The 22,732-nt window shown below is 72.6% G+C and carries 18 protein-coding genes, 2 tRNA genes and 1 pseudogene; 3 read left to right on the top strand and 18 right to left on the bottom strand.

The genetic code is table 11. The annotated features are described in order from the left end of the window. Nucleotides 1–77 precede the first annotated feature (77 nt). Nucleotides 78–151 (top strand) — tRNA-Lys (locus ACZ4VI_RS28780). A gap of 61 nt (nucleotides 152–212) precedes the next feature. On the opposite strand, the gene ACZ4VI_RS28775 is transcribed toward ACZ4VI_RS28780, so the two are convergent. Both ACZ4VI_RS28775 and ACZ4VI_RS28770 read right to left on the bottom strand, forming a co-directional pair. Next, nucleotides 213–875, bottom strand: coding sequence for a response regulator (locus ACZ4VI_RS28775; protein WP_468003865.1), 663 nt, complete (start codon nucleotides 873–875; stop codon nucleotides 213–215). Continuing rightward, the gene (locus ACZ4VI_RS28770; RefSeq protein ID WP_468003863.1) at nucleotides 806–2,104 is read right to left on the bottom strand and encodes a sensor histidine kinase; all 1,299 of its coding nucleotides are present in this window, start codon (nucleotides 2,102–2,104) and stop codon (nucleotides 806–808) included. The genes ACZ4VI_RS28775 and ACZ4VI_RS28770 overlap by 70 nt, the downstream gene beginning before the upstream one ends. A 347-nt stretch (nucleotides 2,105–2,451) precedes the next feature. Between ACZ4VI_RS28770 and ACZ4VI_RS28765 the strand changes: the two genes are divergently transcribed. Further along, the gene (locus ACZ4VI_RS28765) at nucleotides 2,452–4,065 is read left to right on the top strand and encodes a TROVE domain-containing protein (RefSeq protein WP_468003861.1); all 1,614 of its coding nucleotides are present in this window, start codon (nucleotides 2,452–2,454) and stop codon (nucleotides 4,063–4,065) included. Nucleotides 4,066–4,081: 16 nt separating this feature from the next. Here the strand turns inward: ACZ4VI_RS28765 and ACZ4VI_RS28760 are convergent, their stop codons facing one another. The 4 genes and pseudogenes from ACZ4VI_RS28760 to ACZ4VI_RS28745 all read right to left on the bottom strand — a co-directional run bounded on the left by ACZ4VI_RS28760 (nucleotide 4,082) and on the right by ACZ4VI_RS28745 (nucleotide 10,517). After that, entirely contained in the window at nucleotides 4,082–5,731 is a 1,650-nt protein-coding gene (locus ACZ4VI_RS28760; RefSeq protein WP_468003859.1) for an AMP-binding protein, read from the bottom strand. Nucleotides 5,732–5,756: 25 nt separating this feature from the next. Continuing rightward, nucleotides 5,757–6,347: a lytic polysaccharide monooxygenase auxiliary activity family 9 protein gene (locus ACZ4VI_RS28755; protein ID WP_468003857.1), complete on the bottom strand. Its 591-nt coding sequence runs from the start codon at nucleotides 6,345–6,347 to the stop codon at nucleotides 5,757–5,759. Nucleotides 6,348–6,485: 138 nt separating this feature from the next. After that, nucleotides 6,486–7,823 (bottom strand): annotated as a pseudogene (locus tag ACZ4VI_RS28750) (SPFH domain-containing protein); the annotation flags it as partial. Between the two features lie 1,311 nt (nucleotides 7,824–9,134). After that, the gene (locus tag ACZ4VI_RS28745) at nucleotides 9,135–10,517 is read right to left on the bottom strand and encodes a peptidoglycan-binding protein (RefSeq protein ID WP_468003855.1); all 1,383 of its coding nucleotides are present in this window, start codon (nucleotides 10,515–10,517) and stop codon (nucleotides 9,135–9,137) included. Between the two features lie 184 nt (nucleotides 10,518–10,701). On the opposite strand from ACZ4VI_RS28745, the gene ACZ4VI_RS28740 reads away from it, so the two are divergent. Then, a tRNA-Lys gene (locus ACZ4VI_RS28740) sits at nucleotides 10,702–10,775 on the top strand. A 256-nt stretch (nucleotides 10,776–11,031) separates the two neighbouring features. Here the strand turns inward: ACZ4VI_RS28740 and ACZ4VI_RS28735 are convergent. The 12 genes from ACZ4VI_RS28735 to ACZ4VI_RS28680 all read right to left on the bottom strand — a co-directional run bounded on the left by ACZ4VI_RS28735 (nucleotide 11,032) and on the right by ACZ4VI_RS28680 (nucleotide 22,622). Then, the gene (locus tag ACZ4VI_RS28735) at nucleotides 11,032–11,664 is read right to left on the bottom strand and encodes a class F sortase (protein ID WP_468003953.1); all 633 of its coding nucleotides are present in this window, start codon (nucleotides 11,662–11,664) and stop codon (nucleotides 11,032–11,034) included. Nucleotides 11,665–11,692: 28 nt separating this feature from the next. Next, entirely contained in the window at nucleotides 11,693–12,337 is a 645-nt protein-coding gene (locus ACZ4VI_RS28730) for a hypothetical protein (protein WP_468003853.1), read from the bottom strand. A gap of 72 nt (nucleotides 12,338–12,409) precedes the next feature. Further along, on the bottom strand, nucleotides 12,410–13,189 hold the full coding sequence (locus tag ACZ4VI_RS28725; RefSeq protein WP_468003851.1) for an HAD-IIA family hydrolase: 780 nt from the start codon (nucleotides 13,187–13,189) through the stop codon (nucleotides 12,410–12,412). Nucleotides 13,190–13,270: 81 nt separating this feature from the next. Beyond that, entirely contained in the window at nucleotides 13,271–14,818 is a 1,548-nt protein-coding gene (locus tag ACZ4VI_RS28720; RefSeq protein ID WP_468003849.1) for an alkaline phosphatase family protein, read from the bottom strand. Nucleotides 14,819–14,954: 136 nt separating this feature from the next. Further along, nucleotides 14,955–16,013, bottom strand: coding sequence for a 2-aminoethylphosphonate ABC transporter substrate-binding protein (locus tag ACZ4VI_RS28715; protein WP_468003848.1), 1,059 nt, complete (start codon nucleotides 16,011–16,013; stop codon nucleotides 14,955–14,957). Nucleotides 16,014–16,036: 23 nt separating this feature from the next. After that, entirely contained in the window at nucleotides 16,037–16,834 is a 798-nt protein-coding gene (locus ACZ4VI_RS28710; protein ID WP_468003846.1) for an ABC transporter permease, read from the bottom strand. Then, nucleotides 16,821–17,729 (bottom strand): 2-aminoethylphosphonate ABC transporter permease subunit, encoded by a 909-nt coding sequence (locus ACZ4VI_RS28705; RefSeq protein ID WP_468003844.1) that lies wholly within the window; start codon nucleotides 17,727–17,729, stop codon nucleotides 16,821–16,823. The genes ACZ4VI_RS28710 and ACZ4VI_RS28705 overlap by 14 nt, the downstream gene beginning before the upstream one ends. A 16-nt stretch (nucleotides 17,730–17,745) precedes the next feature. Next, on the bottom strand, nucleotides 17,746–18,972 hold the full coding sequence (locus tag ACZ4VI_RS28700; RefSeq protein WP_468003842.1) for an ABC transporter ATP-binding protein: 1,227 nt from the start codon (nucleotides 18,970–18,972) through the stop codon (nucleotides 17,746–17,748). Continuing rightward, nucleotides 18,969–19,652, bottom strand: coding sequence for a phosphonatase-like hydrolase (locus tag ACZ4VI_RS28695; protein WP_468003840.1), 684 nt, complete (start codon nucleotides 19,650–19,652; stop codon nucleotides 18,969–18,971). Before ACZ4VI_RS28695 ends, ACZ4VI_RS28700 begins: the two co-directional genes overlap by 4 nt. 5 nt (nucleotides 19,653–19,657) lie before the next feature. Then, entirely contained in the window at nucleotides 19,658–20,794 is a 1,137-nt protein-coding gene (locus tag ACZ4VI_RS28690) for a TIGR03364 family FAD-dependent oxidoreductase (RefSeq protein ID WP_468003838.1), read from the bottom strand. 125 nt (nucleotides 20,795–20,919) lie between these two features. Further along, the gene (locus ACZ4VI_RS28685; RefSeq protein ID WP_468003836.1) at nucleotides 20,920–21,684 is read right to left on the bottom strand and encodes a GntR family transcriptional regulator; all 765 of its coding nucleotides are present in this window, start codon (nucleotides 21,682–21,684) and stop codon (nucleotides 20,920–20,922) included. Nucleotides 21,685–21,800: 116 nt separating this feature from the next. Continuing rightward, on the bottom strand, nucleotides 21,801–22,622 hold the full coding sequence (locus ACZ4VI_RS28680) for a hypothetical protein (RefSeq protein ID WP_468003834.1): 822 nt from the start codon (nucleotides 22,620–22,622) through the stop codon (nucleotides 21,801–21,803). Nucleotides 22,623–22,732 lie beyond the last annotated feature (110 nt).

Below are 22,732 nucleotides of genomic sequence, written 5' to 3'. Positions count from 1 at the left end.
GAGAGATGTGACCTGGTCCTCAGGGGGTGGTGGTCAGAACCACCCCCGAGGACCAGGTAGTATTTTCTTGTCAGCAGGCGCCGCTAGCTCAGTTGGTTAGAGCAGCTGACTCTTAATCAGCGGGTCCGGGGTTCGAGTCCCTGGCGGCGCACAGACGGAAGAAGCCCCTCGCGCAGGCGGGGGGCTTCTTCGTGTTCACGCTCTGAGGTACGTCAGGCTCTGAGGTACGTCAGTACGGCCAGGACCCGGCGGTGGGTCTCCTCGGCGGGCGGCAGGTCCAGCTTCGCCAGGATGTTGCCGATGTGCTTGCCGACGGCCGCCTCCGTGACGACGAGCCGGCGGGCGATCTCCCCGTTCGAGTGCCCCTCGGCGACCAGGCCGAGAACCTCGCGCTCGCGCGGGGTCAGCGCCTCCAGCGGATCGCGGCGGCGGCGCAGCAGCTGCCGTACGACCTCGGGGTCGACGACCGTGCCGCCGTCGGCGACCCGGGTGAGGGCGTCCAGGAACTCCTCGACCTGGCCGACCCGGTCCTTGAGGAGATAGCCGACGCCGGTGCCGTCGCCCGCGTCCAGGAGATCGGCGGCGTAGGTCCGCTGCACGTACTGGCTCAGGACGAGGACCGGCAGGCCCGGGCGCTCGGCCCGCAGGGCGACCGCGGCGCGCAGCCCCTCGTCCGTGTGGGTCGGGGGCATCCGGACGTCGGTGACGACGATGTCCGGGTCGTGCTCGGTGACCGCCGCCCGCAGGCCGTCCGCGTCGCCGACGGCGGCGACGACCTCGTGGCCGAAGCGGGCGAGGAGACCGATCAGCCCTTCGCGGAGGAGGACGCTGTCCTCGGCGAGGACGACGCGGAGCGGTCGGGCAGCGGTCGGCACGGGATCTCCACTCGTAGGACGGTCGGCCCGCCCGGCGGGCTCATGATCGTCAGTGTGCCATCGAGGACGGCGAGCCGGTCGGCGAGTCCGGTCAGACCGCTGCCGCGGGAAGGGTCAGCGCCACCGCACCCGTCGTCCTCGACGTCGATCGTCAGGGAGCCTCCGTACCGGGCGGTGATCCGGGCCTCGGTGGCGCCGCTGTGCCTGCCGATGTTGGCCAGGGCCTCGCAGACGGCGAAGTAGCCGGCGCTCTCCACGGCCGTGGGCAGCCGGGGCAGGTCGATGTCGGTCGTCACGGGGACGGCCGAGCGGTCGGCGGCGTCGGTGAGGGCGGCGCCGAGGCCGTAGTCGGCGAGGACCTGCGGGTGGATGCCGTGGATGAGCTCGCGCAGCTCGGTCAGGACCCGGCCCGCCTCCTCGTGGGCCTGGGTGAGCCGGTCGGCGAGCGGTCCGGGCGGGGCGTCGAGCCGGGCGAGCCCCAGGGTCATGGTGAGGGCGACCAGGCGCTGCTGGGCGCCGTCGTGGAGATCGCGTTCGATCCGCCGCCGCTCGGCCTCGAAGGCGTCGACGAGCCGGGCGCGGGAGGCGGTGACCTCGCCGATCCGCTCGCGCAGCTCGGCCTCGCGGGGCGCGAGCAGGGCCCGGCTGAGGGCGGCCCGGGCCCCGGCGAGCGCGGCGAGCGGGTAGAGCAGGGCGACGAGGAGCACGGCCCCGAGGAGCGCGGCGGCGAAGGCCTGCGGATAGGTGGTGACCAGGACGGTCTTGACGACCTTGGCCTCGTGCCCGTCGAGGGCGAGGCGGAGGGGCGTGCTGATCAGGGCGGCGGGCAGGCCGAGGGCGACGGCGAGGACGAGCAGGTCGAGCGGCCACAGGAGGGTGGCGTGCAGGACGGCGTACGCGAACTCCCGCCAGGTGGCCTGCTCCCCGACCCGCACGCGGAGCCAGGCCGCGAGGCCGGGAGCGTCGGGGACCCGGTGCGGATCGGCGGCCGGGTCGAGGTCGACGAGGCGGAGCCGGCGGCGCTCGATCCCGCCGAGGGCGACTCCGGCGAGGAGGAGGAGCGGGAGCCCGACGAGGACGAAGGAGAAGACGACGAGCACCAGCAGAACGATCAGCGCGGGTACGCCGGTCACCACCCCGGTCGCCAGATACCCGGCGGCCCGCCAGGGCCACTCGGTCCGTACGTATCGGCGCAGGGTGAGGGCCTGCCAGGGGGTTCGGGGCTCCATGGCCCCCACGGTAGGGGCCGGTCGGCGCACCGGACCATCGGTCTGGTGGGTGTACGGGAGTATGGCCGGCCCTACCCCAGTGAGGCGTGTCGTTAATCGCTGGTGTGCCGCCCGGTGGCCTCGGTAGGTTGGCATCGCGACCGCGCCTGACGATGCGCTCGGCTGCGGCTACTTCTTCTGACAACCAAGTGACGCCGCCGCCCCTTTGATCTCGGCAGGCGCGGGCGTCTTCGCCCCGGCGGGCCTTTGGACCTTTGGACCTTTCGGCCGGGGGCCGTCCCATCCTTTGAATCCGGGGGGATTCGCTGCCTCGTTACACCCGACGCGTCTCCAAGATGTGGTCCGAGATGCTCGTGGCCCCGCACGTCGCGGCTGCCGCCCGCTCCCTGACCCCACCACGGCTCCACCACCACCAGCCCGCCGCGCCGGACTTCCGCACCCACGAGGGCGGCACGGCCTTCGTCCGGGAGCCCCGCGAGGAGCTCTTCCTCCTCGCCGTCGGCAACTTCGTCTCCCAGCAAACCTTCTACGAGAGCGGTGAGGCGCGGGACGACCGGTACGCCCGGCTCGTCGGTGAACTCGCCGTCGAGGACCCCACATGGACGGCCGGTCTGCTGCGCTGGCTTCGCGGCGAGGGCAACATGCGCACGGCGTCCCTGGTGGGCGCCGCCGCGTACGTGCGGGCCCGGCTCGAGGCCGGGGCGTCCGAAGGCCCGTCCAACCGTTCCGTGATCGACTCGGTGCTCCAACGCGCCGACGAGCCCGGCGAACTGCTCGCCCGCTGGCACTCGGCGTACGGGCGGAACCTGCCGCAGCCCGTGAAGCGGGGCGTCGCCGACGCCGTACGCCGGCTGTACACGTCCCGGGCCCTGCTCAAGTACGACACCGCGACGAAGGGTTCCCGGCGTTTTCGCTTCGGCGACGTACTCAACCTGGTGCACGCCTCCCCCGACCCGGACAAGCCCTGGCAGGGCGCGCTCTTCCAGTACGCCCTGGACCGCCGCCACCACCCGGAGCAGGCGGTTCCGCCGGCCTCCGACCACCTGCTGACCGCCCACCGGGCGCTGATGGAGTCGGCGGCGGACGAGCGGCGGGCGGTGGTGACCGGGCCGGGCGGCTCCGAGCGGCTGGCCGCGGCGGGCATGACGTGGGAGGCCCTGGCGGGCTGGCTCCACGGACCGATGGACGCCGCCGCCTGGGAAGCCATCATCCCCACGATGGCGCCGATGGCGCTCCTGCGGAACCTGCGGAACTTCGACGAGGCGGGGGTCTCGGACGACGTCGCGGCCCGGGTCGCCGCACGGCTCTCGGACGCCTCCGAGGTCGCCCGGTCCCGGCAGTTCCCCTTCCGCTACCTGGCCGCCCACCGGCACGCGCCGTCGCCGCGCTGGACAGCCGCGCTGGAACGGGCACTGGGCCACTCCCTGGCCAACGTGCCGTCCCTGCCCGGCCGGACGCTGATCCTGGTGGACCGGTCCGACTCCATGTTCTGGGACACCGTCTCCGAGCGGTCCAAGCTGACCCGGGCGGACGCGGCGGCCGTGTTCGGCAGCGCGCTGGCCATGCGTGCCGAGCAGGCGGATCTGGTGGAGTTCGGCTGGGGCAGCGCGGAGGTGCCGTTCTCACCGGGCGAGCCGGTGCTCGAGGTGTTGAAACGGTTCCGCGGCCTCGGAGGCACGTACACCGCGAAGGCGGTGCAGAGGCATTACCGGGAGCACGACCGGGTCCTGATCGTCACCGACGAGCAGGCCGCCCCCTACGGCCCCGGCGACCCGACCGAACCGGTCCCGGCCGACATCCCGGTCTACACGTGGAACCTGGCGGGGTACCGGCCCGCCCACAGCCCCACGGGCCCCCACCGGCACACCTTCGGCGGCCTCACGGACGCCGCGTTCCGGATGGTCGGCCTCATCGAGGCCGGGCGTGAGGCGGCTTGGCCGTGGAGCGCTGATCCGGCTTGATCCGAAGGACTCGGTCTTACGGTGAGGGCAGCGGGCGGCCCTGGGCGGCGTACCGGGTGCGGAGGTCCGCGACGGCCGAGGGCGTCAGACGCTCGTACGGTTCCCCCGGCGCCGGGCGCCACCACACCGGGTCCTCGCAGAGGAAGGAGTCCCGGCGCAGGGCCACGCGGTGGATCTTGTTCGTGGCGGTCAGGGGGAGCGTCGGCACGATACGTACGAAACGCGGGGGCATCTTCGTGCCCAGGTCCGGCTGGGCGGCGAGGAACTCCTCGAACGCGGCCGGGTCGAACGTCACGCCCTCGCGCAGGGCGATCGCCGTCATCACCTGGTCGCCGGCGACCGGGTCGGGGATCGCGTAGACGGCGACGCCCGCCGCCCGCTCCCAGCGGGAGAGGATCTGTTCGATCACCGCCGCCGCGAGGTTCTCGCTGTCCACGCGCAGCCGGTCGTCCGTGCGGCCCGCGAAGTAGAGGAAGCCGTCGGCGTCCCGGTAGAAGAGGTCGCCGGTCCAATACCAGCCGCGGCGCAGCCGGGCGGCCTCCGCCTCGGGGTTGCGCCAGTAGCCCTCGAAGGGATTCCGGCCGCGGTTGACCAGTTCGCCGATCGCCGACGAGGCGTTGAGGAGCCGGCCGGAGGGCGAGAGGACTGCGGGCTCGCACTCCTCACCGGTTGCCGCGTCGATCACCGCCAGGTCGTCCCCCGGCGCCGCCCGCCCGATCGCGCCGGCCGGCGTGTCCGGGGTCCGCTGGATCGCCGCGCCGCCCTCCGACGAGCCGTAGCCCTCCACGAGCCGGGCCCCGAACCGCGCCTCGAACCGGGCCGCGTCCACCGCCCCCGCCTCCGTACCGAAGCCGAGGCGGAGTCCGTGCGCGCGGTCGTCGGGGCCGGGCGGGGTGGCGAGGACGTACTGGATCGCCCGGCCGACGTACGTGAAGTAGGTCGCGCCGAACTCCCGTACGTCCGGCAGGAAGCGGGAGGCCGAGAACCGGGCCCGCAGCGCCACGCCCGCTCCGGCGGCGAGCGCCGGGGCCCAGTCCGCGATGACCGCGTTGCCGTGGAACATCGGCATGCAGATGTAGTGGACGTCGTCGGGCCGTACGCCGAAGTGGGCGACGAGCGAACGGCCGGCCGCCGCGAGCCTGCCCTGGCTGCAGATCGCCGCCTTGGGCGCGCCGGTCGAGCCGGAGGTGAAGTAGAGCAGCATCCGGCTGTCGGGGCGGACCGGGCGGGCCACGGCCTCGCCCGGCTTCGCGCCGTCGTACGGGGCGAGCAGGTCGCGGTAGGCGTCCGTGTCGGTCACCAGGACGCGTATGCCCGGGAGGGGAAGCCCGTCGAGCAGGGGAAGGTACGCGCGCTGGGTGACCAGGACCCGGCAGTCGGTGTGGACGATGTCGCGGGCCAGTTCGGCGCCGCGCCGGGTGGGGTTGATGCCGGCGACGGCGGCCCCGGCGAGGGCCGCCGCGCTCAGCCAGAGCGGGAATTCCGGTGTGTTGTCGAGGAGTACCCCGAGGTGCGGCTCGGCACCACGGGGCAGCAGATCGACGAGGAGTGCGGCCCGTGCGGCGGCGCCGGCGGCGACCTGGTGATGGGTGAGGACCGCCTCGTGGCTCCTCAGCCCGACCCTGTGATCGCCCCACTGACGCTGCACGAGCTCCGCCACGGTCATACGCCGGACGATAACTGACGCTATGTCAGAACTGAACATCCGAGCAGGCGTAGAAGGCGTTCGCGGTGTCCGCGATCGTCCAGACCGCCAGGATCAGATGCCGGCCGGTCTTGCCCGCCGGGATGGTCCCGGAGTGCGAGAGCGTGGCGGGCGGCTGCTGGTTGTTGTACGGGACGGTGAGGAACGGCTGCGGGTCGAGGGCGGCCCGCGTGAGCTTCTGGGTGCCGTTCCAGCCGTTCTTGGTGATGTAGTACCTGAAGTCGGTGGTGCGGTGACGGGCGGTGAACTGCCAGCGGAAGCTGTAGCTCTGACCCGCCGTGACCCTCGTGGTGGGCCAGGCGCCGCCCCGGGGGTCGTCGAGCTGGGCGAACTGCGTGAGACCGGCGGAACAGATCTTCCCGTCGGCGGGTCCGGCGGCGGGGAAGCCCTTGGGGCCCTCGACGGACTGCGGCTCCCACTGGATGGGTCCGCAGTTCGTCACGGTGCCGTTGGCGCAGAGCTTCTGGCGGCTGATCGGGGAGTCGGTGTAGCCGTGGCTGCTGGCGGTGCTCGTGGCGAAGAGGGAGGCGCCGGCGACGCCGAGCGCCACCGCCGCCACGCCTATCTTTTTGCGCATGCTGTCGCTCCTGGTGAACGTGGGGGAGTTCGATGAGCTGAGCCGTGCCGCACGCGTGCGGTAGTGCCTATTCAGGTCTAGACCAAGTACCAAGGTATGGCGGGAAGTTGAGCATGTCCATACCAGCCACGCGGCCGGTCACGCGCCTTCCACGGGGCCGGTGCGGCCGGTGTAGAAGGCCACCGTCAGGTCCTTGACCAGCGCCTTGCGCTCGTAGTCGTCCAGCTCGACGAGACCACGCGTGGTCAGCCGGTGGACCACGTCGTCCACGGCGTCCACGACGGAGGTCAGCACGCTGTCGCGGTGTTTGGCGTCGATCGCGGCGATCCGGCGGCGCTGCATCGCCGCCGCGATCTCGGGGGCGTACTCGATACGGGTCGGCTGCGCCGAGAACACGTCGATCCCGACCGGGGCGCACTCCGCGGAGAGCATCCGGGTCAGGGCCTCGCCGACGGCCTCCGCGTCGCGCAGGGTCGGGGCGTCCTCGTGGAACGCGTCGGCCGGGAGCTGGGAGAGGACCCGGGCCATCGCCGCCTCGACCTGCTCGCGCAGGTACTCCTCGTGGCCGTCGACGCCGAGGGCGGCGCGGACGGTGTCCCGGATGCGCCAGACGACGAGGACGACGACGCGGAGGGCGGTGCCCTTGGCGTCGACCGCGGAGAGCGGCTCGCTGCGCCAGTGGCGCAGGCGGATGTCGACGCGGCGGCGGAGGAGGAGGGGGCTGGTCCAGACGAGGCCGGTGCGGCGGACGGTGCCGCGGTAGTCGCCGAAGAGGGTGAGGACCCAGGCGTAGCCGACGCGGCCGCGGCCGAGGCCTCCGAGGGAGAAGAGGGTGGCCAGGACGCCGAGGGTGAGCAGGGCCCACTGGCCGAGGTGGATGCCGTGGTACGGACGCGGGGGCAGCCGGAGCATGCGGGCGAACTGCTCGGGCACGGCGCCTGTCCACCACACGACGGCGGCGCACCCGGTGAGCGCGAGCAGTCCGCCGACGACCCCGATCCACCCGGGCAGCACGGGACCGTCCCGCTCGACGAGCTTGGGGTCGGCGGTGGGGGCGGGGCGGGTGTTCTTGGGGCGGGTGGGGGAAGGGATGACGGCCTTGGTCGCGGTGGCGACGGGTGCGGCCATGGCGACGGTGGCGTCCACGTCGGTGTCGGTGTCGGCGTCGCCCCGGAAGAGCAGGTGCACGGGGATCGACCCGGTCGTCTCGGCCCCGATCACGTTCTTCCGCCGCGCCACGCCGGGTCGTCCGCCTGCATGCGCCTCGGCGACGACGGGCACGGCGACGACACCGACGTCCCCCTGAACGATCCGCCGCAGATCGACCACGTCCGGACGGGCCGCGACGGGGGCGGTGCCGCCGGGTGCGCCGGGCATACGGGGGCCGGTCGCCGGCGCGCCCACGCCGCTCGACGCAGCGGCCGGACCTGCGGCGCCGCTCGCAGCACGGGCCTGGGCACCTGCGGAACCCTCGGGGGCCGTGGCGCCAGGCGTATGGGGGGCGGTCGCCGGCGCAGCCGAACCAGCCGCGCCGCTCACCGCACCCAGCACGGCCGGCTGAACTGCGGAACGCTCGGGAGCCGACGCGCCGGGCGTACGGGAGGCAGTCGCCGAACCGCCGGCGGCACTGGGCCCCGCACCGCCCGACGTACCTGCCGGCCCAGCCGCACCCGGCGCCGCCGGGTGGACTGCGGAAGGCTCAGGAGCCGTGGCACCGAGGGCGCCGGGCGTACGGGGGCCGGTGGCCGGGGCGGCTGCGCCGCTCACCGCACCCGGCATCGTCAGGGGGACTGCGGAACCCTCAGGAGCCGACGCGCCGGGCGTACGGGGCCCGGTCCCCGAATCGCCGACAGCACCGGGCCCTGCGGCGCCCGACGTACCTGCCGGACCAGCCGTGGCGCCGAGGGCACCAGGCGCATTCGGGCCGCTCGCCGGACCAACCGGGGCGGCACCGGCCACAGCGCTGGACGCGGCCGGGCCGGACGGCAGGCCATCCGAGGTCCGGGTGCCGGAGGCAACCGGCGTGCCGGGCCCGGTCGCCGGGGCGAAAGCGCCCGAATCGCTCGGCGCGGTCGGACGGACCGACGGCCCCTCCGGCGCGACCAGCCCGGTCGCCGAACTGCCGGGGGCCACGCCACCGGGCGGCCCGGCCGCCCCACCCACAGCACCCACGGTGCCAGAGGCAACCGGCGTGCTGGGCCCGGCCGCCGGACCGGCAGCACCCATGGCGCCGGACGGACCGGCCGCCCCACCCACAGCACCCACGGTGCCGGAGGCAACCGGCGTGACCGGACCGGTCGCCGGGGCGAAAGCGCCCGAATCGCTCAGCGCGGTCGGACGGACCGACGGCCCCTCCGGCGTGACCAGCCCGGGCGCCGAAGTGCCGGGGGCCACGCCGCCGGGCGGACCGGCCGTCACACCCGCAACCGGGGTGCCGGAGGCAACCGGCGTGGTGGGCCCGGTCGGGGAACCGTCGGGGCCCGCGCCCGGCGCGTTCGGCGTGGGCGCCGGGGCCGAGGCGGCGCCTGCCGTGACCGGACCGTCCGCCGCGGTCGGCGGGGGCGGGCCCGGCTCCCGGCCGGTGGTTGGCGTTCCGTCGGAGCGGGCCGGGTCCGCCGGGGTCCCCGGTGCAGACGCCCCGCCGTCCCCCGTAGGCGCCGACGGTCTCGGGGCGCGCGGCTCCGACGTCAGGCGGCGGGCCGTGCGGGCCGCGTCGCGGCTGGCCGCCGCGCCCGAGTCGGGCGTTGGGGTCGTTGCGGTCATCGGGTCCACCTCATGCTCTCGGGGTCATCGGAACAGGCGCCGCCAGGTCTCCGGGCCGGGGTAGCCGTCGGCCTCGCGGCCACGCCACCCCTGCGCCCGCTGGAACGCCTCGACATTGCGGCGGTCCGCCTCGCTCCAGCGCGGACCGGGACCCGACACGTAGTGCTTGCCGTAGCCCCGCTTCACCAGCTGTTTGCCCAGCTTCTCCACATATGCGCTGGATTGGCCCGGACGGAAGTAGCCACGCCCGGGGAACCCCGGCACATGCGCGTTCGAACCCCCCGAACCACTCGAACCGCCGATGCTCCGCCCCTGGCCCGCCACCAGCAGCCGCCAGGTGTGCGGCCCGGGCAACCCGTCCGCCTCCTTGCCCTTCCAGCCCTGCGCCCGCTGGAACGCCGCCGTCGCCTGCCGGTCCGCCTCGTCCCAGCGGGGGCCCGGCTCCTGGCTGTAGTACTTCTTGCCGCCGCGCTGGACGAGCATCCGCCCGAGCTGGGTGACGTACGCGTTGTTCGCGCCGGGCCCGAACATCTCCGAACCCGGGTACGGCGCCGTCGCCGTGGACGAGCCCCCTCCGCTGCCCCCGCTGACCACACCCCTGTAGCGGTAGGCGACGTAGCGGGCGGAGTGGTTCCAGTACGCCAGCGGCGTCGCCTGCCGGCGCGTGCGCGGCTTGGTCTGCTCGTACGCGATGTACGAGGTGTGGGTGTAGTCCGTCCAGCCGCCGAAGATCGTGACGTGCGAGCCCTTCGTCGGGTCGGCCGGGTTGTGGAAGAGCAGGATGTCGCCGGGCTTGAGCTCGCTGCGGTCGATCCGCTCGCCGAAGCGGTCCAGGCTGCCGGTCCACTCGTTGGCGCGCAGGTTCCAGGCCATCGAGATGTAGCCCGAGCAGTCCTGGCGGTAGCCGTCGGACCAGAACCGCTCCATCGAGTACGGGACCTGGGCGCTCACCCACCGCTTGGCGCGGTTGATGATCTCGGTGCGGGTGGTCTTCCGCAGGGACTGGGTGGAGATGTGACTGGTCGTCGGGGTGGCGACGGGGGACGGCTGCGAGCCGGGGCCGGAGGCTCCGTGCAGCGGCGCCGTGCCGCCCTGCGGGGTGTCGGGCCCGGGGCCCGAAGCCGCCTCCGCCGCCACAGAAGACCTCGCACTCTGATCCGCCATCAGGTCCGCCGGAGTGACGGGCTTCATCGCGCCCGGCTGCTGGGCGAGCGCGCCCGCTCCCCCGCCGCCGAGGGCCACTCCCGCCGCCGTCACCAGGACCAGCGCACGGCGCGCCCCATGCGCCGCCGGGTGACCGCCCGCCCGTACGGGCAGGCCAAGGGCATGATCGCGCCGCTGCTGGGCGCAGCCCGAGCAGCCGCAGTCGGCCGCGGGCTCGAACTCCTCGAAGACCGGCACACTCATGCGATTCCCCTCCACACTCGTCAAGATCTTTTGGCGCTGGTGCACGGGCGTCAGTGTCTCAACTGTCTGGACATATCGCATTTTGACGGATCGAAGGCCTGATACGACCATCCGACAGGCCGGAAGCGGCCGGTATTGGTCAGGAGCACCCCTGGACGTCGGGTAAAGTTATGCAGGTCAGCACGCGCCGCTAGCTCAGTTGGTTAGAGCAGCTGACTCTTAATCAGCGGGTCCGGGGTTCGAGTCCCTGGCGGCGCACGCAGAGTCGAGGCCCCCTCACCATCGGTGAGGGGGCCTCGATCGTTGGGGGAGTCGGTCTGGGCCGGGGCCGGACACCCGTTCTACAGTTGCGGAACCCGAACCTCCCGCGGCGGCGCCGGGCTTCTCCCGCAGCCCGCGCGCCCGCGGTCGAGGACCGGCCCGGCCGTCGGGCGCGCGGTCCGCCGGCCGGCCCCGGCGATCAGACGCCCGCCGGCCGGGCCCGGTGGCCCCGCGTGATGGTCCCGCCCGGTCGTCACGCTCCCTTCGCTCCCGTGAGGTACGCCGAGACCACCACGTTCGCCGTGTACGCACCGGACGCCCGGTCGAACGTCCCGCCGCAGGTGATCAGGCGCAGCTCCGCCCGGTCGGCCTGGCGCTGGCCGTACACCTTCCGGGCGTCGAAGCGCTCCCGGGGGACGACCTGGACGTCGTCGATCGTGAACTCGGCGACCGAGCCGTCCGTGCGGGTCACCTTCACCGTGGCGCCCGCCCGGGCGGCGCTCAGGCCGTAGAAGACGGCGGGCCTGGTCGTGGTGTCGACGTGGCCGACGAAGAGGGCCGCGCCCTCCGCGCCCGGCTGGGTGCCCGTACGGAACCAGCCGACCGAGTGGGCCATCTCGTACGGCGGCGGGTCCACCGCCCCCGTACCGTCCAGGCCGCGTCCGACGACCGGCGCCGCGATGCCCAGCGAGGGGATCTCGACCCGGCGCGGCTCGGCAGGCCGGATGGGGTGGTGCGCCGGGGGCAGGACGCCGGCGAACGGGCGGCCGACGGCGGCGATGTCGCCTGTCGTGGGGGCCGAGGCGCCCCCGGGGCCGTCGGTGATCTCACGGCCCCAGAGCCAGAGCCCCAGGAGCAGGACCGCCCAGGCCACGCCGGTCAGCATCCGCCCGTTGCCGGCCCCGGCGGACACCTCAGTCGCCCGGCCGGCGGCGGCGCGTGCTGCGGACGGCGACGGCCACCGCGGCGATCGCGGCCATGCCCAGGCCGACCAGGGTGTACGGGGTGCCGAGGCCGTTCTCGCTCGTGGTCTGGGCGACACCCGGCGCGACGGGCGCCGCCGGGGCGGCCGGGACCGCCAGGGCCGCGCCGCCGCCCCCGGCCCGGACCGGGGCGTGCGGACTCGGATGGTGGGTGGGCTGATGCGTCGGCTGATGCGTCGGCTGGTGAGTGGGGTCGTGCGTGGGCTCGGGCTTGTGCTTCTCGACGTGGACCACGCCGACGTCACGGTGCTCGCGGCCGTCACAGGTCACGCTGACCTTGTACGTACCCCGCTCCAGGCCCGACTTGATCGTGGTGTCGCCGAAGAGGGGGTAGTCGCCCCCGTCGCGGCCGGTGAGCTCGGCGTCGGCGACGAACGCCTCGGACTTGGCGGCGCCGGTGGTGCCCTTGCAGCCCTGGACGCGGATGTCGACGTCCGCGCCGGGCCGGGCGGTGGACGGCGTCACCGTGGCGCTGACCTTGGCGTTGTCACCGGCGAACGCGGTACCGGCCGTGGGCGCCAGTACCAGGATGGTGGCCGCCCCTGCGGCACGGAGAGCAATGGGACCTGAACGCATCGTGACCTCCTGATAGTGGCAGGGTCACCCGGTTCGGGTCTTCTCGCATCCGCAGGGGTCCGACCAGGGGTTCTAGACGCGCTCCACCAGGTCGGCGATCGAGTCGACGACCTTGGAGGGGCGGTACGGGAAGCGGTCGATCTCCGCCTCCGTCGTCAGACCGGTCAGGACCAGGAAGGTCTGCATGCCCGCCTCCAGACCGGCCAGGATGTCGGTGTCCATCCGGTCGCCGATCATGGCGCTGGACTCGGAGTGGGCGCCGATCGCGTTGAGGCCGGTGCGCATCATCAGCGGGTTGGGCTTGCCCGCGAAGTACGGGTCCTTGCCTGTGGCCTTGGTGATCAGCGCGGCGACCGAGCCGGTGGCCGGGAGCGGGCCTTCGAGGGAGGGGCCGGTCTCGTCGGGGTTGGTGCAGATGAAGCGGGCGCCCGCGTTGATGAGCCGGACCGCCTTGGTCATGGCCTCGAAGGAGTACGTCCGGGTCTCGCCGAGCACCACGTAGTCGGGGTCGTGGTCGGTGAGGACGTAGCCGATGTCGTGCAGCGCGGTGGTCAGGCCGGCCTCGCCGATGACGTAGGCGGTGCCGCCGGGGCGCTGGTCGTCGAGGAACCGGGCGGTGGCGAGCGCCGAGGTCCAGATGTTCTCCACGGGCACGTCCAGGCCCATGCGGGCCAGGCGGGCGTGCAGGTCGCGGGCCGTGTAGATCGAGTTGTTCGTGAGGACCAGGAACGGCTTCCCGGTCTCCCGCAGCTTCTTGATGAACGCGTCGGCGCCGGGGATCGGGACGCCCTCGTGGATGAGGACTCCGTCCATGTCCGTGAGCCAGGATTCGATCGGCTTGCGCTCTGCCATGTGCGGGGACTCCTGCCGTACAGAAATCGTGCGGTGTGCTGGGGGCGCCGCGACAGCGCTGTGGCGACGCCCCCAGCCTAATCAGGAAGCCGTGACCTTGACCCCGTCGATCACCCAGTACCAGTTGTTGGACCCGGTGTAGCGGAAGCGGAAGCTCACGCTGGACGCCCCGGCGGGGACGTTCACGGTGAGCGACTGGGGCTGGGAGATCACGTCGGCGGTGTAGCTCCTGACGACCGTCGGCGTACCGCCGTTGAAGACCGCCTGGACCTGGGCGGTCTGGCTGCCCTCCTGGCGGTAGAAGGTGGTGAAGTCGAGGGTGACGCGGGTCGCGCCGGAGACGCTGTACGCGGGGGTGACCAGCGTCGAGTCGTACGTACCGGAGAAGGTCTTGTCGGCCCACTCGTCGGAGTCGGCGACGGCGAAGACGCCCCGGGCGCGGACGTTGAGCTCGCGGGACTGGTCGCGCTGGGTGCGGGACCAGAACTCGTCGGTGGCGAAGGCCCAGCCGCGCCACTCGGTCATGCCGCCGGTGCCCATGGCGTTGTTGATGACGGACCAGCCGCTGGGCGCGGTGTGGGTGAAGCCGAGGACACCGGCCGGGATGCCGGTCTCGTCGACGCGTCCCGAGAGGGAGGAGTGCAGCGCGTCGAACGGGTCGGTGGAGCGGTCTTGGATCGGCTTGCCGTCCAGGCCCCAGGAGGGGTCCGGGGTGATGCCGAGCTGGCGGAAGACGGTGGGGGCGACGTCGACGAGCCGGGTGTCGATCGGGCGGGCGCCGGCGGCGATACCGGGGCCCTGGGCGAGGACGAACGTACGGCGCTCCTCGATGGCGGAGCCACCGTGGCCGCCGGCGTCGACATGGCCGTGGTCGGTGGTGACGATGACCGTCCAGCGCTCGGTGGCGTAGGAGGGGCGGGCCTTGATCGCGGTGAGGAGGCGGCCGAGGTAGCCGTCCTGGACGGCGATGGCGTCGAGGTACGCCTGGCTCTTGGCGCCGGAGTTGTGGCCGACCTCGTCGGTCTCGCCGAAGTAGACGAAGAGGACGTCCGGGTTCTGGTTCCGGAGGATGTCCTCGGTGATGTCGGTGATCACCTTGTCGTTGACGGCGTAGTTGTTGTTGTAGACGAGCTTGGCGTCGGCGCCGGGGGTGACCGTGCCGTGCGTGTCGAGCTCGGGCCAGTCGACGGCCGCGAAGAGCGAGAGCTCGGGGCGGATCTGGTTCAACCGGGCGAGGAATCCCGGGTACTTGGCGTAGTTCTTGCCGGTGAAGGTGTTGTCCTTCACGCCGTGCTTGTCGGGCCAGACGCCGGTGGAGATGGTCGACCAGCCGGGGCCGGACAAGGTGGCGGCCATCGGGTTGGCGTAGAGCAGCGAGAGGCCGTACGTGCCGTTCGCCATCAGGGACTTCATCGTCGGCGCGTTGGCCGCGTCGATCCGGTCGTGGCGCAGCCCGTCCATGCCGACGACGAGCACCTTGTCCTGGCTGGTGCCGTTCGGGAGCGTGGGGGCGGCGGCGTGGGCGGCGGGGGCGGTGGCCATTCCGGTGCCGGCGAGGGCGGCGGTGGCGCCCGCGGCGGCGAGCACGGTGCGGCGGGATATGCCGGTGGATATGCCGGTGATCGGCATGTCGAATCCTCCGTAGAAGGGGGTGAGGACACGCCAACGCCCCCGATTCCTCGGGGGCGTTGGTCCGTACCCGTTATCTTTCCGCGATGTGCGGACGGATACCAGAGCCGTACGGTGAACTCTTGGAAGCCGGTGGTTAGCTGCCGGTGGCCGTCTTCCACGCGTCGACGTACGTCGTCAGGTTCTTGTCGATGTCGGCCCAGTCCGGCTCGAAGATCTCGACGCCCTCGATCAGCTTGGCCAGCTCGATCGCGTTGGCGTCGGTCGCCTTGATGTCCTTGCGGGCCGGGAAGCCGCCGCCGATCGCGCTGACCTCGCGCTGGGCCTGCTCAGCCAGCATGAAGTCGAGGAGCTTCTTGCCGTTCTCGGTGTGCGGGGCCTTGCTCATCAGGCCGGCGGCGTACGGCAGGGCGAAGGTGGTCGGCTTGCCGCCGTCCTTGGCCGGGAACCAGATGGCGAGGTTCGGCATGGACTTGGACTGGGCGAAGTTCATCTGGACGTCGCCGTTGGCGACGAGGATCTCGCCCTTGTCGACCTTGGGGGCGAGCTTGGAGGTGGAGGAGGACGGGCCGACGTTGTTGGCCTGGAGCTTCTTCAGGTACTCCATCGCCGGCTCCTGGCCGCCGAAGTCGTTCATCGCCTTGATGACGACGGCCGTGCCGTCGCCCGCGACACCGGGGGTGGAGTACTGCAGCTTGTTCTTGTACTTCGGGTCGAGGAGCTCCTCCCAGGTCTTGGGGGCCTCCTTCAGCTGCTGCTTGTTGTAGATGAAGCCGAAGTAGTTGTTGACGACGGAGGTCCACTTGCCGTCGGCGGCCTTGTCGGCGCCGTCGACCTGCTCGGCGCCCTTCGGGGTGTACGCCTGGAGCAGCCCCTTGGAGTCGGCCTGCTGGATGAACGGCGGCAGGGTCACGATGACATCGGCCTGCGTGTTGTTCTTCTCGCGGACGGCGCGCTGCACCATCTCGCCGGAACCGCCCTCGACGTACTTGACCTTGATACCGGTCTGCTTCTCGAAGTCGGCGAAGACCTTGTCGTACCAGCCGTCGCCCTTCTCACCCTTGAGGCCGTCCGCGCTGTAGACGGTGACGACCTTCTCGTCGGAGGCGGCGGAGGAGCCGCCGCAGGCGGTGAGGGCGGCGGCGAGGGCGAGGCTGCCGGTGACGGCGGCGATCGACTTGGTGTACGTGCGCATAACGTCGTTCTCTCCTAGGCAGGTCAGCGGTAGGACGCTTTGGTACGGATACGGGAGACGGCGAGCAGGACGAGCAGGGTCGTGGCCATGAGGACCACGGCGAGCGCCGAGCCGGTGAAGAGCGAGCCGCGGTCGGTGGCGGTGAAGATCAGCACCGGCAGCGGCAGCCAGTCCGGCGGGTAGAGCATCATCGTGGCGCTCAGCTCACCCATGGACAGGGCGAAGCAGAGCCCGGCGGCCGCGTTGAGCGACGGCAGCAGGAGCGGCAGCTTCACCCGGAGCAGGACGTACGCGGGGCGGGCGCCGAGGCTGGCCGCCGCCTGCTCGTACATCGGGTCGAGACGGAGGATGGCCGCCGAAACCGACTGATAGGCAAACGCCGTGACAAGAATGGTGTGCGCGAGGATCACGATCCAGCGCGTGCCGTTCAGGAGCACGGGCGGCTGCGAGAAGGCGACCAGGACGGCCAGACCGACGACGACCGACGGGACGGCGACGGGCAGCATGAACAGCGCGTCGAGAACCCGACGGCCGTTCTTCCGGAGAGAGCCCGCGGCGAGCGCCGCCCAGGTGCCGACGGTCAGCGCGAGCAGGCTCGCGGTGACGGCGGTGACCAGGCTGGTCGTGAGCGCCTGCAGGGACTCGCCGCGCACGGCGGCCGTGTAGTGCTCCGCGGTCGGCCCGGAGGGGAAGGCCCCGGACCAGTGGGTGGAGAACGAGGCGGCGAGGATCACGAGGAGCGGGAGGGCGAAGAGCGGGACGAAGAGGACCGCGAAGAGGGCCCAGGCCGTCCACTTGCCCGTACGGCTATGCACCAACACGCTTGCTCACCACCCGGTAGAGGCCGTAGAGGCCCACGGAGATCGCGACGTTGACGACGGCGACGACGCACGCGGCGGCGTAGTCGGACTCGAGGATGGCCTTGCCGTAGACGAGCATCGGGAGGGTCGTGACGCCCTTGGCGCCGGTGAAGAGGACGATCCCGAACTCGTTGAGGCACATGACCAGGACGAGGCTTCCGCCGGCGGCGAGCGCGGGCAGCGCCTCGGGCAGGATCACCTGCCGGATGATGCGCAACGGCCTCGCGCCGAGCGAGGAGGCGACCTCCAGCTGCGCGGTCTCCATCTGCGAGAACGCGGCGAGGAGGGGGCGCATCACGAACGGCGTGAAGTACGTGATCTCGGCGAGGAGGACACCCCAGGGCGTGGTCAGGAACTGGAAGGGACCGGTTCCTGGGTCGGCGCCGGTGAGGTCCGTCCACAGGCCGTTGGCCATGCCGACCGTGCCGTAGAGGAAGAGCAGGGCGAGCGTGATCAGGAAGGACGGGAAGGAGAGGAAGACGTCGATGAACTTCGACACCGCCTTCCCGCCGGGGAACGGTACGAACGCGATGACGAGCGCGAGCACGAACCCGAGGACCAGACACCCGACGGTGGCCCCGACGGCCAGCCACACGGTGGTGACAAGCGCCTCCCGAAACGCCTCGGACCCGAAGACGCCGGCGTAGGCCCCGGGGGCGAGGGACTCCTGGACGACGAGGGCGAGGGGATAGAGAAAGACGACGGCAAGCGCGAGGACGGGGGGAAGCGCCCAGAGACCCCTGGAGACCGTTGTGGGCATACGTTCCGCTGGGGCGGAACGGGTGGGCACAACGGACGGCGCCTCTGCGGGCGCGTCCGCCTCGGGTGCCCCGCCACGACGGCGCTCAGCTGTCATGACCGGCGCGGACGGGTCACCCATCGGACACCCCGGCCCCCAGCAGCACCCCGTCCTCGGGCGCGAAGTGCAGCGTGACCTCGTCACCAAGAGCGGGCGTCTCGCGGAGTTCCCGGACGTCCGCCTTGACGCGGTGCCCGTCGACGTCCACGTACAGCCGGTGCGTGGAGCCCCGCCACTGCACCTCGGCGATCCGCCCCCGCAGCGCGTTCGGCCCCTCTCCGAGGCCGACGAGGTGCGGCCGTACGCAGAGGGTGGCCGCGGCGCCCGGCGCCACGTCGTCCGTGGCGACCTTCAGCTCGGCGCCGCCGAAGGCGACCCCGCCCACCCCCACCCTCACCGGCAGCAGATTCGCGTTGCCGACGAACGACGCCGTGAACTCCGTACGAGGACGGCGGTACAGGTCCTGCGGCGTGCCGCAGTCCTGGAGCCGGGCCTTGTCCATGACCGCGATCCGGTCCGCCAGGGTCAGCGCCTCGACCTGGTCGTGGGTGACGTACAGGATGGAGACGTCCGGCAACTCCCGGTGCAGCCGCGCCAGTTCGGCAAGCATCCCCGAGCGCAGCTGCGCGTCGAGCGCGGACAGCGGCTCGTCGAGGAGCAGGACGTTCGGCCGGATGGCGAGGGCGCGGGCGATCGCGACGCGCTGCTGCTGTCCGCCGGACAGCTCGCGCGGGTAGCGCTTGGCGTAGGCCGCCATCCCGGTCATCTCCAGGGCCTCGGCGACCCGCCCGGGGATCTCGGCCTTCGGCGCCTTCTGCGCCTTCAGGCCGAAGGCCACGTTGTCCTCGACCCGCATGTGCGGGAAGAGGGCGTACTGCTGGACGACCATCCCGATCCCCCGCTTGTGCGGCGGGAGGCCGGTGACGTCGCGGTCGCCGATGAACACCCGCCCGGAGGCGGGCCGCACGAACCCGGCGACGGCGCGCAGGGCGGTCGTCTTGCCGGAGCCGGAGGGCCCGAGGAGGGCCATGACCTCACCGGGCTCGACGGTCAGGTCGAGGGAGTCGAGGACGGTGTTGTTCCCGTACGTCACGGTGACGGCGTCGAAGCGGATACCGCTACGGGCGCCGGTCGCGCGGGTCACGGCGCTGGCCGCGGGGCCCGCACCCGTCACAGCGGCGGCCGCGGGGCCCGCACCCGTCACGGCGCCGAACGCCGGGCCCGCACCCGTTCGGGCCGACCCCATGGCGGCCGGCCCCGCCTCGCCCCCCGCCACCACGCCCGCGTCGCGCCCCGTCACCGGTCCGCCTCCGCCCGCGCTATCGCCCCCGGCAGCTCGGCCACCGACGCGAGGACGTGCGTGGCGCCGTGCTCCTTGAGCGCGGCCTCGTCGTGCGCCCCCGTCAGCACGCCCGCCACGATCCCGGCCCCCGCCCGGACGCCGCTGAGCATGTCGTACGAGGTGTCGCCCGCGACCACCACCTCCCGGACGTCGTCCACGGCTCCCGTACGGAGGAAAGCTCCGAGGACCATGTCCGGGTACGGGCGTCCGCGGCCACCGGCGTCCGCCGGGCAGAGGGTCAGCTCGACCAGGTCCCGCCAGCCGAGCGCGTCGAGGATGGCGTCCTGCGTGACCCGGGCGAACCCGGTGGTCAGGACGACCGTCCGGCCCTGGCCCTTCAGCTCGGCGATGGCCTCGGGCGCGCCGGGGACCGGTGCAATCAGGCCGCCGGTGACCAGCTCTCCGTACGCCTCCTCGAAGGCGAGGTTGGCCTGCTGGGCGCGGGTCTCGTCGCCGCCGAAGAGGTGGCGGAAGACGGAGATCTTGGACTCGCCCATGGTGGCGCGGACGTAGTCGATCATCGTGGCCGGGTCTTCGCCGAGCCGCTCGGCGGCGGCACTGAACGCCCGCTCGACGAGCCCGCCGTCGGCGACGGTGGTCCCGGCCATGTCGAGAACAACAAGGTCGTACTGCGTCATCTCCGTCACCAGCCCAGTTCGTTCGCGGTCGTCTCGGCGATGGCGGGCGAGCAGGTCATGCCGCGTCCGCCGGGTCCGGTCACCAGCCACACACCTTCGCGGACCTGCTGGCGGTGCACGACGCGGCTGGTGTCGGTGCACTGCGCGTACACGCCCGCCCAGCGGCGCCGGATCTTCGGCAGCGGGCGGCCGAGGAAGGACTCGACGACGCGGACCAGGTGCTCGTAGGGGTCTTCGAGGGTGTCGAAGGCGAAGGGGTGCTCGTACTCGTGGGTGTCGCCGATGGTCAGTCCGCCGTCGAGGCGCTGCACCATGAGCAACTGCATCTTGTGCGCGGCGGCGGTCGGGTCCTGCGTCTGGCCCGCGTTGAGGGCGTCCAGGGCATCGGACTGGTACGCCGGGTAGTAGCGGAAGGAGTCGGCGTCGGCGACGGAGGTGGTCAGCGGCTCGCCGAGCGGGTCGGTCTGCATCATCTGCAGCCGGACCCGGCGGACCGGAATGTCGCCCGCGATCTCGCGGACGAGGCCGCTGAGCGCGGCGCCGGTGCACAGGACGACGGCGTCGCCGGTGTGGACCTCGCCGCGGTCGTCGCGGACGGCGGCGTTCCGCATGCCTTCGGCGCCGGAGACGTCACGGACCTCACGGTTCGGCAGGAAGGTGTACTTCCCGGTGGCAAGGAGGGCCTTGCGCAGGGCGAGTTGGGCGATGCGGGGCTCGACGGCCGCGTCCCGCTCACAGAACAGGGCGGCCTGGAAGTCCCCCCGGAGGGCCGGGTTGATCTGGCGCGCCTCGTCGGCGGTGAGCAGCTTGTAGCCGCGGGCGGCCGCGTCGGGGCGGGCGAGGGCGGCCTCGGCGACGGCCAGTTCCAGGTCGTTGCGCACGGGGGTGAGCGAGCCGATGGCCCGGAAGCCGAGCTCGGGGACGCGGGTGCCGATGCCCTCCCAGAGTTCGCGGGCGCGCAGCGCGGTGTCCAGCTCCTCCCCGCCTGCGCGGCCGCTCACCCATATCTGGCCGAAGTTGCGGAGCGAGGCGCCGCGCGCCTCGGCCTCGCGCTCGATGTGTACGACCTCGTGGCCGCGTTCCACTGCGTGCCAGGCGTGCATGGTTCCCACCACGCCGGCTCCTACGACGATCACCTTCATGCCGTTCACAGTCCTGGCGACGGGTGACCGTGAACGATCCGGATGGCAACGGGACGGTGAACGGGCCGACAAGCTTGGCCTAGACCCGTTACGTTACCGTTATCTACGCCCACAGGGGCGTCGGGTCAGCCCTGCTGCCCCAGGTGCGCGGTGAAGCTGAAGCGATCGCCCCGGTAGAGCGTGCGGACCCGTTCCAGCGGGCTGCCGGACGTGTCCCGCGAGATCCGGTGGATCAGCAGCATCGGGAGCGCGGGCGGCGTGCCGATGAGCAGGGCCTCGCGGGGCGTGGCGAGCACGGTCTCGATCCGCTCGTCGGCGTCGCCGAAGGTGATCCCGAGGTTCTCGTGGAGGTAGCGGTAGAAGGAGGAGTCGGGGTCGAACTCGCTGTCCAGGCGCGGGACGCGGGCCACCGGGACGTATGTACTCTCGAGCCCGACCCGCTCGTCGTCGGCGAGCAGCACACGCTCCATATGCCAGACGGGCTCGCCGCTTTGGACGCCGATCTCGGGCGCGAGGGCGTCGGAGCAGGGGAAGCGGTCGAGCGAGATGAGGGTACGGCCGGGCCGGCGCCCCTGCCGCCGTACGCCTTCGGTGTAGCTCGCGAGCGAGAGCGGCTGCTCCAGCTTCGGCCCGGCGACCACGGTCCCGCGCCCCTGGCGGCGCAGCCGCCCTTCGAGGAGCAGCTCGCGCAGGGCCTGCCGGACGGTCTCGCGGGAGACCTCGTACCGGACGGCGAGATCCCGCTCGGTGGGCAGCAGCCCGCCTTCGCCCAACTCGTCTATCAGCGAGGCGACTTTCGCCTTCACCGCGTAGTACTTGGGGATGCGGCCGTGCTCGGGGATGCCGGAGCGGATGGGTGCGCCAGGTGCCTGGTCGTTCGGGTAGTCCACTGGGGGATGCTCGCAGATGGGAGTGAACGGGAGGATGTACGGAGAGTGACGCGGCGGGTGCGGGGGCGTCAGGCGTGCTTGCACCGGCGTCGGGCGGCCGACAAGCAGGGCCGGCGTCAGGCGCCCTTGCGCCCGCGCCGGGCGGCGACGAGCAGGGCCGCGCCCGTGACAAGCAGCGCACCGGAGGCCGGGGCCAGGGCGACGGCCGGCTCGGGGCCGGTGTGGGCGAGTTCGGGCCAGGCGGGCACGGGCGGGATGCCGGTGTCGCCGCGCGGCGGGGTGGCCTCCGCGGGGGCGGACTCCGGGTCCTCTTCCGTGCCCTCGGCCGCGATGGTCAGCCGGTAGTCGTCGGACTCGCCGACCCAGTCGCCGTCGTTCCCCTGGCGCTGCACGATCGCCGCGTTGGCCACCACCTCGTTGGGGGCGGTGTCCTCGCGGAACGCGAGCCGGACGCCGACGGTGACCGTGCGGCCGGCGGGGACGGAGAAGCCGGAGAATCCGGGGACGCCGGAGAGGCCGGAGGCGCCCGAGACGCTGGAATCGCCGGAATCGCCGGTGAACACGCCGATGTTCTCGTCCTCCTCGGTCCCCTCGAACGCGACCGGGCGCCAGCGGCCCGCCTCGGAGTCGTAGAAGTCCAGCCGGATCTGGGCGGGTTGGAGCACCCGGTCGCGGTCGGTGAGGGCCAGGACCGGGTGGATGCTGTGGCAGGGCTCGGTGGTGGTGTTGGTGAGCTCGACCTCGAAGGTACGGAAGCCGTCGCCGGGGACGTACGCGGTGGGGCCGCCGTGGATCCGGGTGTCGATCGGGAAGTCGGGGTCGGTCACCTTGCCGCACGTGGGGGGCTCCGCCGAGGAGGGGGCGACGGCGAGCGCGAGGACGGCGGTTCCGGTCGTCGCCGCGGTCACACCGAGGGCGAGGGCGTTGCGCAGTCGCATGGGACAGGTGCCTTTGCTGCTCGCGGGCGTACGGGACGGCCGCGACGCTGCCAGGTGGGCGCGGCGGGTCCTGGGAGCGACGCGGCGCGTGCGCCCGGACGGTCCGCCCA

This window comes from Streptomyces sp. NPDC029169 (genome assembly GCF_055563935.1).
This window is presented reverse-complemented; position numbering and strand designations above follow the sequence as displayed.

Excerpts from the sequence above, each read along its gene's own strand:
- ACZ4VI_RS28715 (WP_468003848.1), bottom strand. The coding sequence starts at position 16,013 with ATGCGCACGTACACCAAGTCGATCGCCGCCGTCACCGGCAGCCTCGCC.
- ACZ4VI_RS28720 (WP_468003849.1), bottom strand. The coding sequence starts at position 14,818 with ATGCCGATCACCGGCATATCCACCGGCATATCCCGCCGCACCGTGCTC.
- ACZ4VI_RS28770 (WP_468003863.1), bottom strand. The coding sequence starts at position 2,104 with ATGGAGCCCCGAACCCCCTGGCAGGCCCTCACCCTGCGCCGATACGTA.
- ACZ4VI_RS28695 (WP_468003840.1), bottom strand. The coding sequence starts at position 19,652 with ATGACGCAGTACGACCTTGTTGTTCTCGACATGGCCGGGACCACCGTC.
- ACZ4VI_RS28730 (WP_468003853.1), bottom strand. The coding sequence starts at position 12,337 with ATGCGTTCAGGTCCCATTGCTCTCCGTGCCGCAGGGGCGGCCACCATC.
- ACZ4VI_RS28705 (WP_468003844.1), bottom strand. The coding sequence starts at position 17,729 with ATGACAGCTGAGCGCCGTCGTGGCGGGGCACCCGAGGCGGACGCGCCC.
- ACZ4VI_RS28680 (WP_468003834.1), bottom strand. The coding sequence starts at position 22,622 with ATGCGACTGCGCAACGCCCTCGCCCTCGGTGTGACCGCGGCGACGACC.
- ACZ4VI_RS28755 (WP_468003857.1), bottom strand. The coding sequence starts at position 6,347 with ATGCGCAAAAAGATAGGCGTGGCGGCGGTGGCGCTCGGCGTCGCCGGC.
- ACZ4VI_RS28765 (WP_468003861.1), top strand. The coding sequence starts at position 2,452 with ATGCTCGTGGCCCCGCACGTCGCGGCTGCCGCCCGCTCCCTGACCCCA.
- ACZ4VI_RS28725 (WP_468003851.1), bottom strand. The coding sequence starts at position 13,189 with ATGGCAGAGCGCAAGCCGATCGAATCCTGGCTCACGGACATGGACGGA.
- ACZ4VI_RS28760 (WP_468003859.1), bottom strand. The coding sequence starts at position 5,731 with ATGACCGTGGCGGAGCTCGTGCAGCGTCAGTGGGGCGATCACAGGGTC.
- ACZ4VI_RS28690 (WP_468003838.1), bottom strand. The coding sequence starts at position 20,794 with ATGAAGGTGATCGTCGTAGGAGCCGGCGTGGTGGGAACCATGCACGCC.
- ACZ4VI_RS28745 (WP_468003855.1), bottom strand. The coding sequence starts at position 10,517 with ATGAGTGTGCCGGTCTTCGAGGAGTTCGAGCCCGCGGCCGACTGCGGC.
- ACZ4VI_RS28735 (WP_468003953.1), bottom strand. The coding sequence starts at position 11,664 with ATGCTGACCGGCGTGGCCTGGGCGGTCCTGCTCCTGGGGCTCTGGCTC.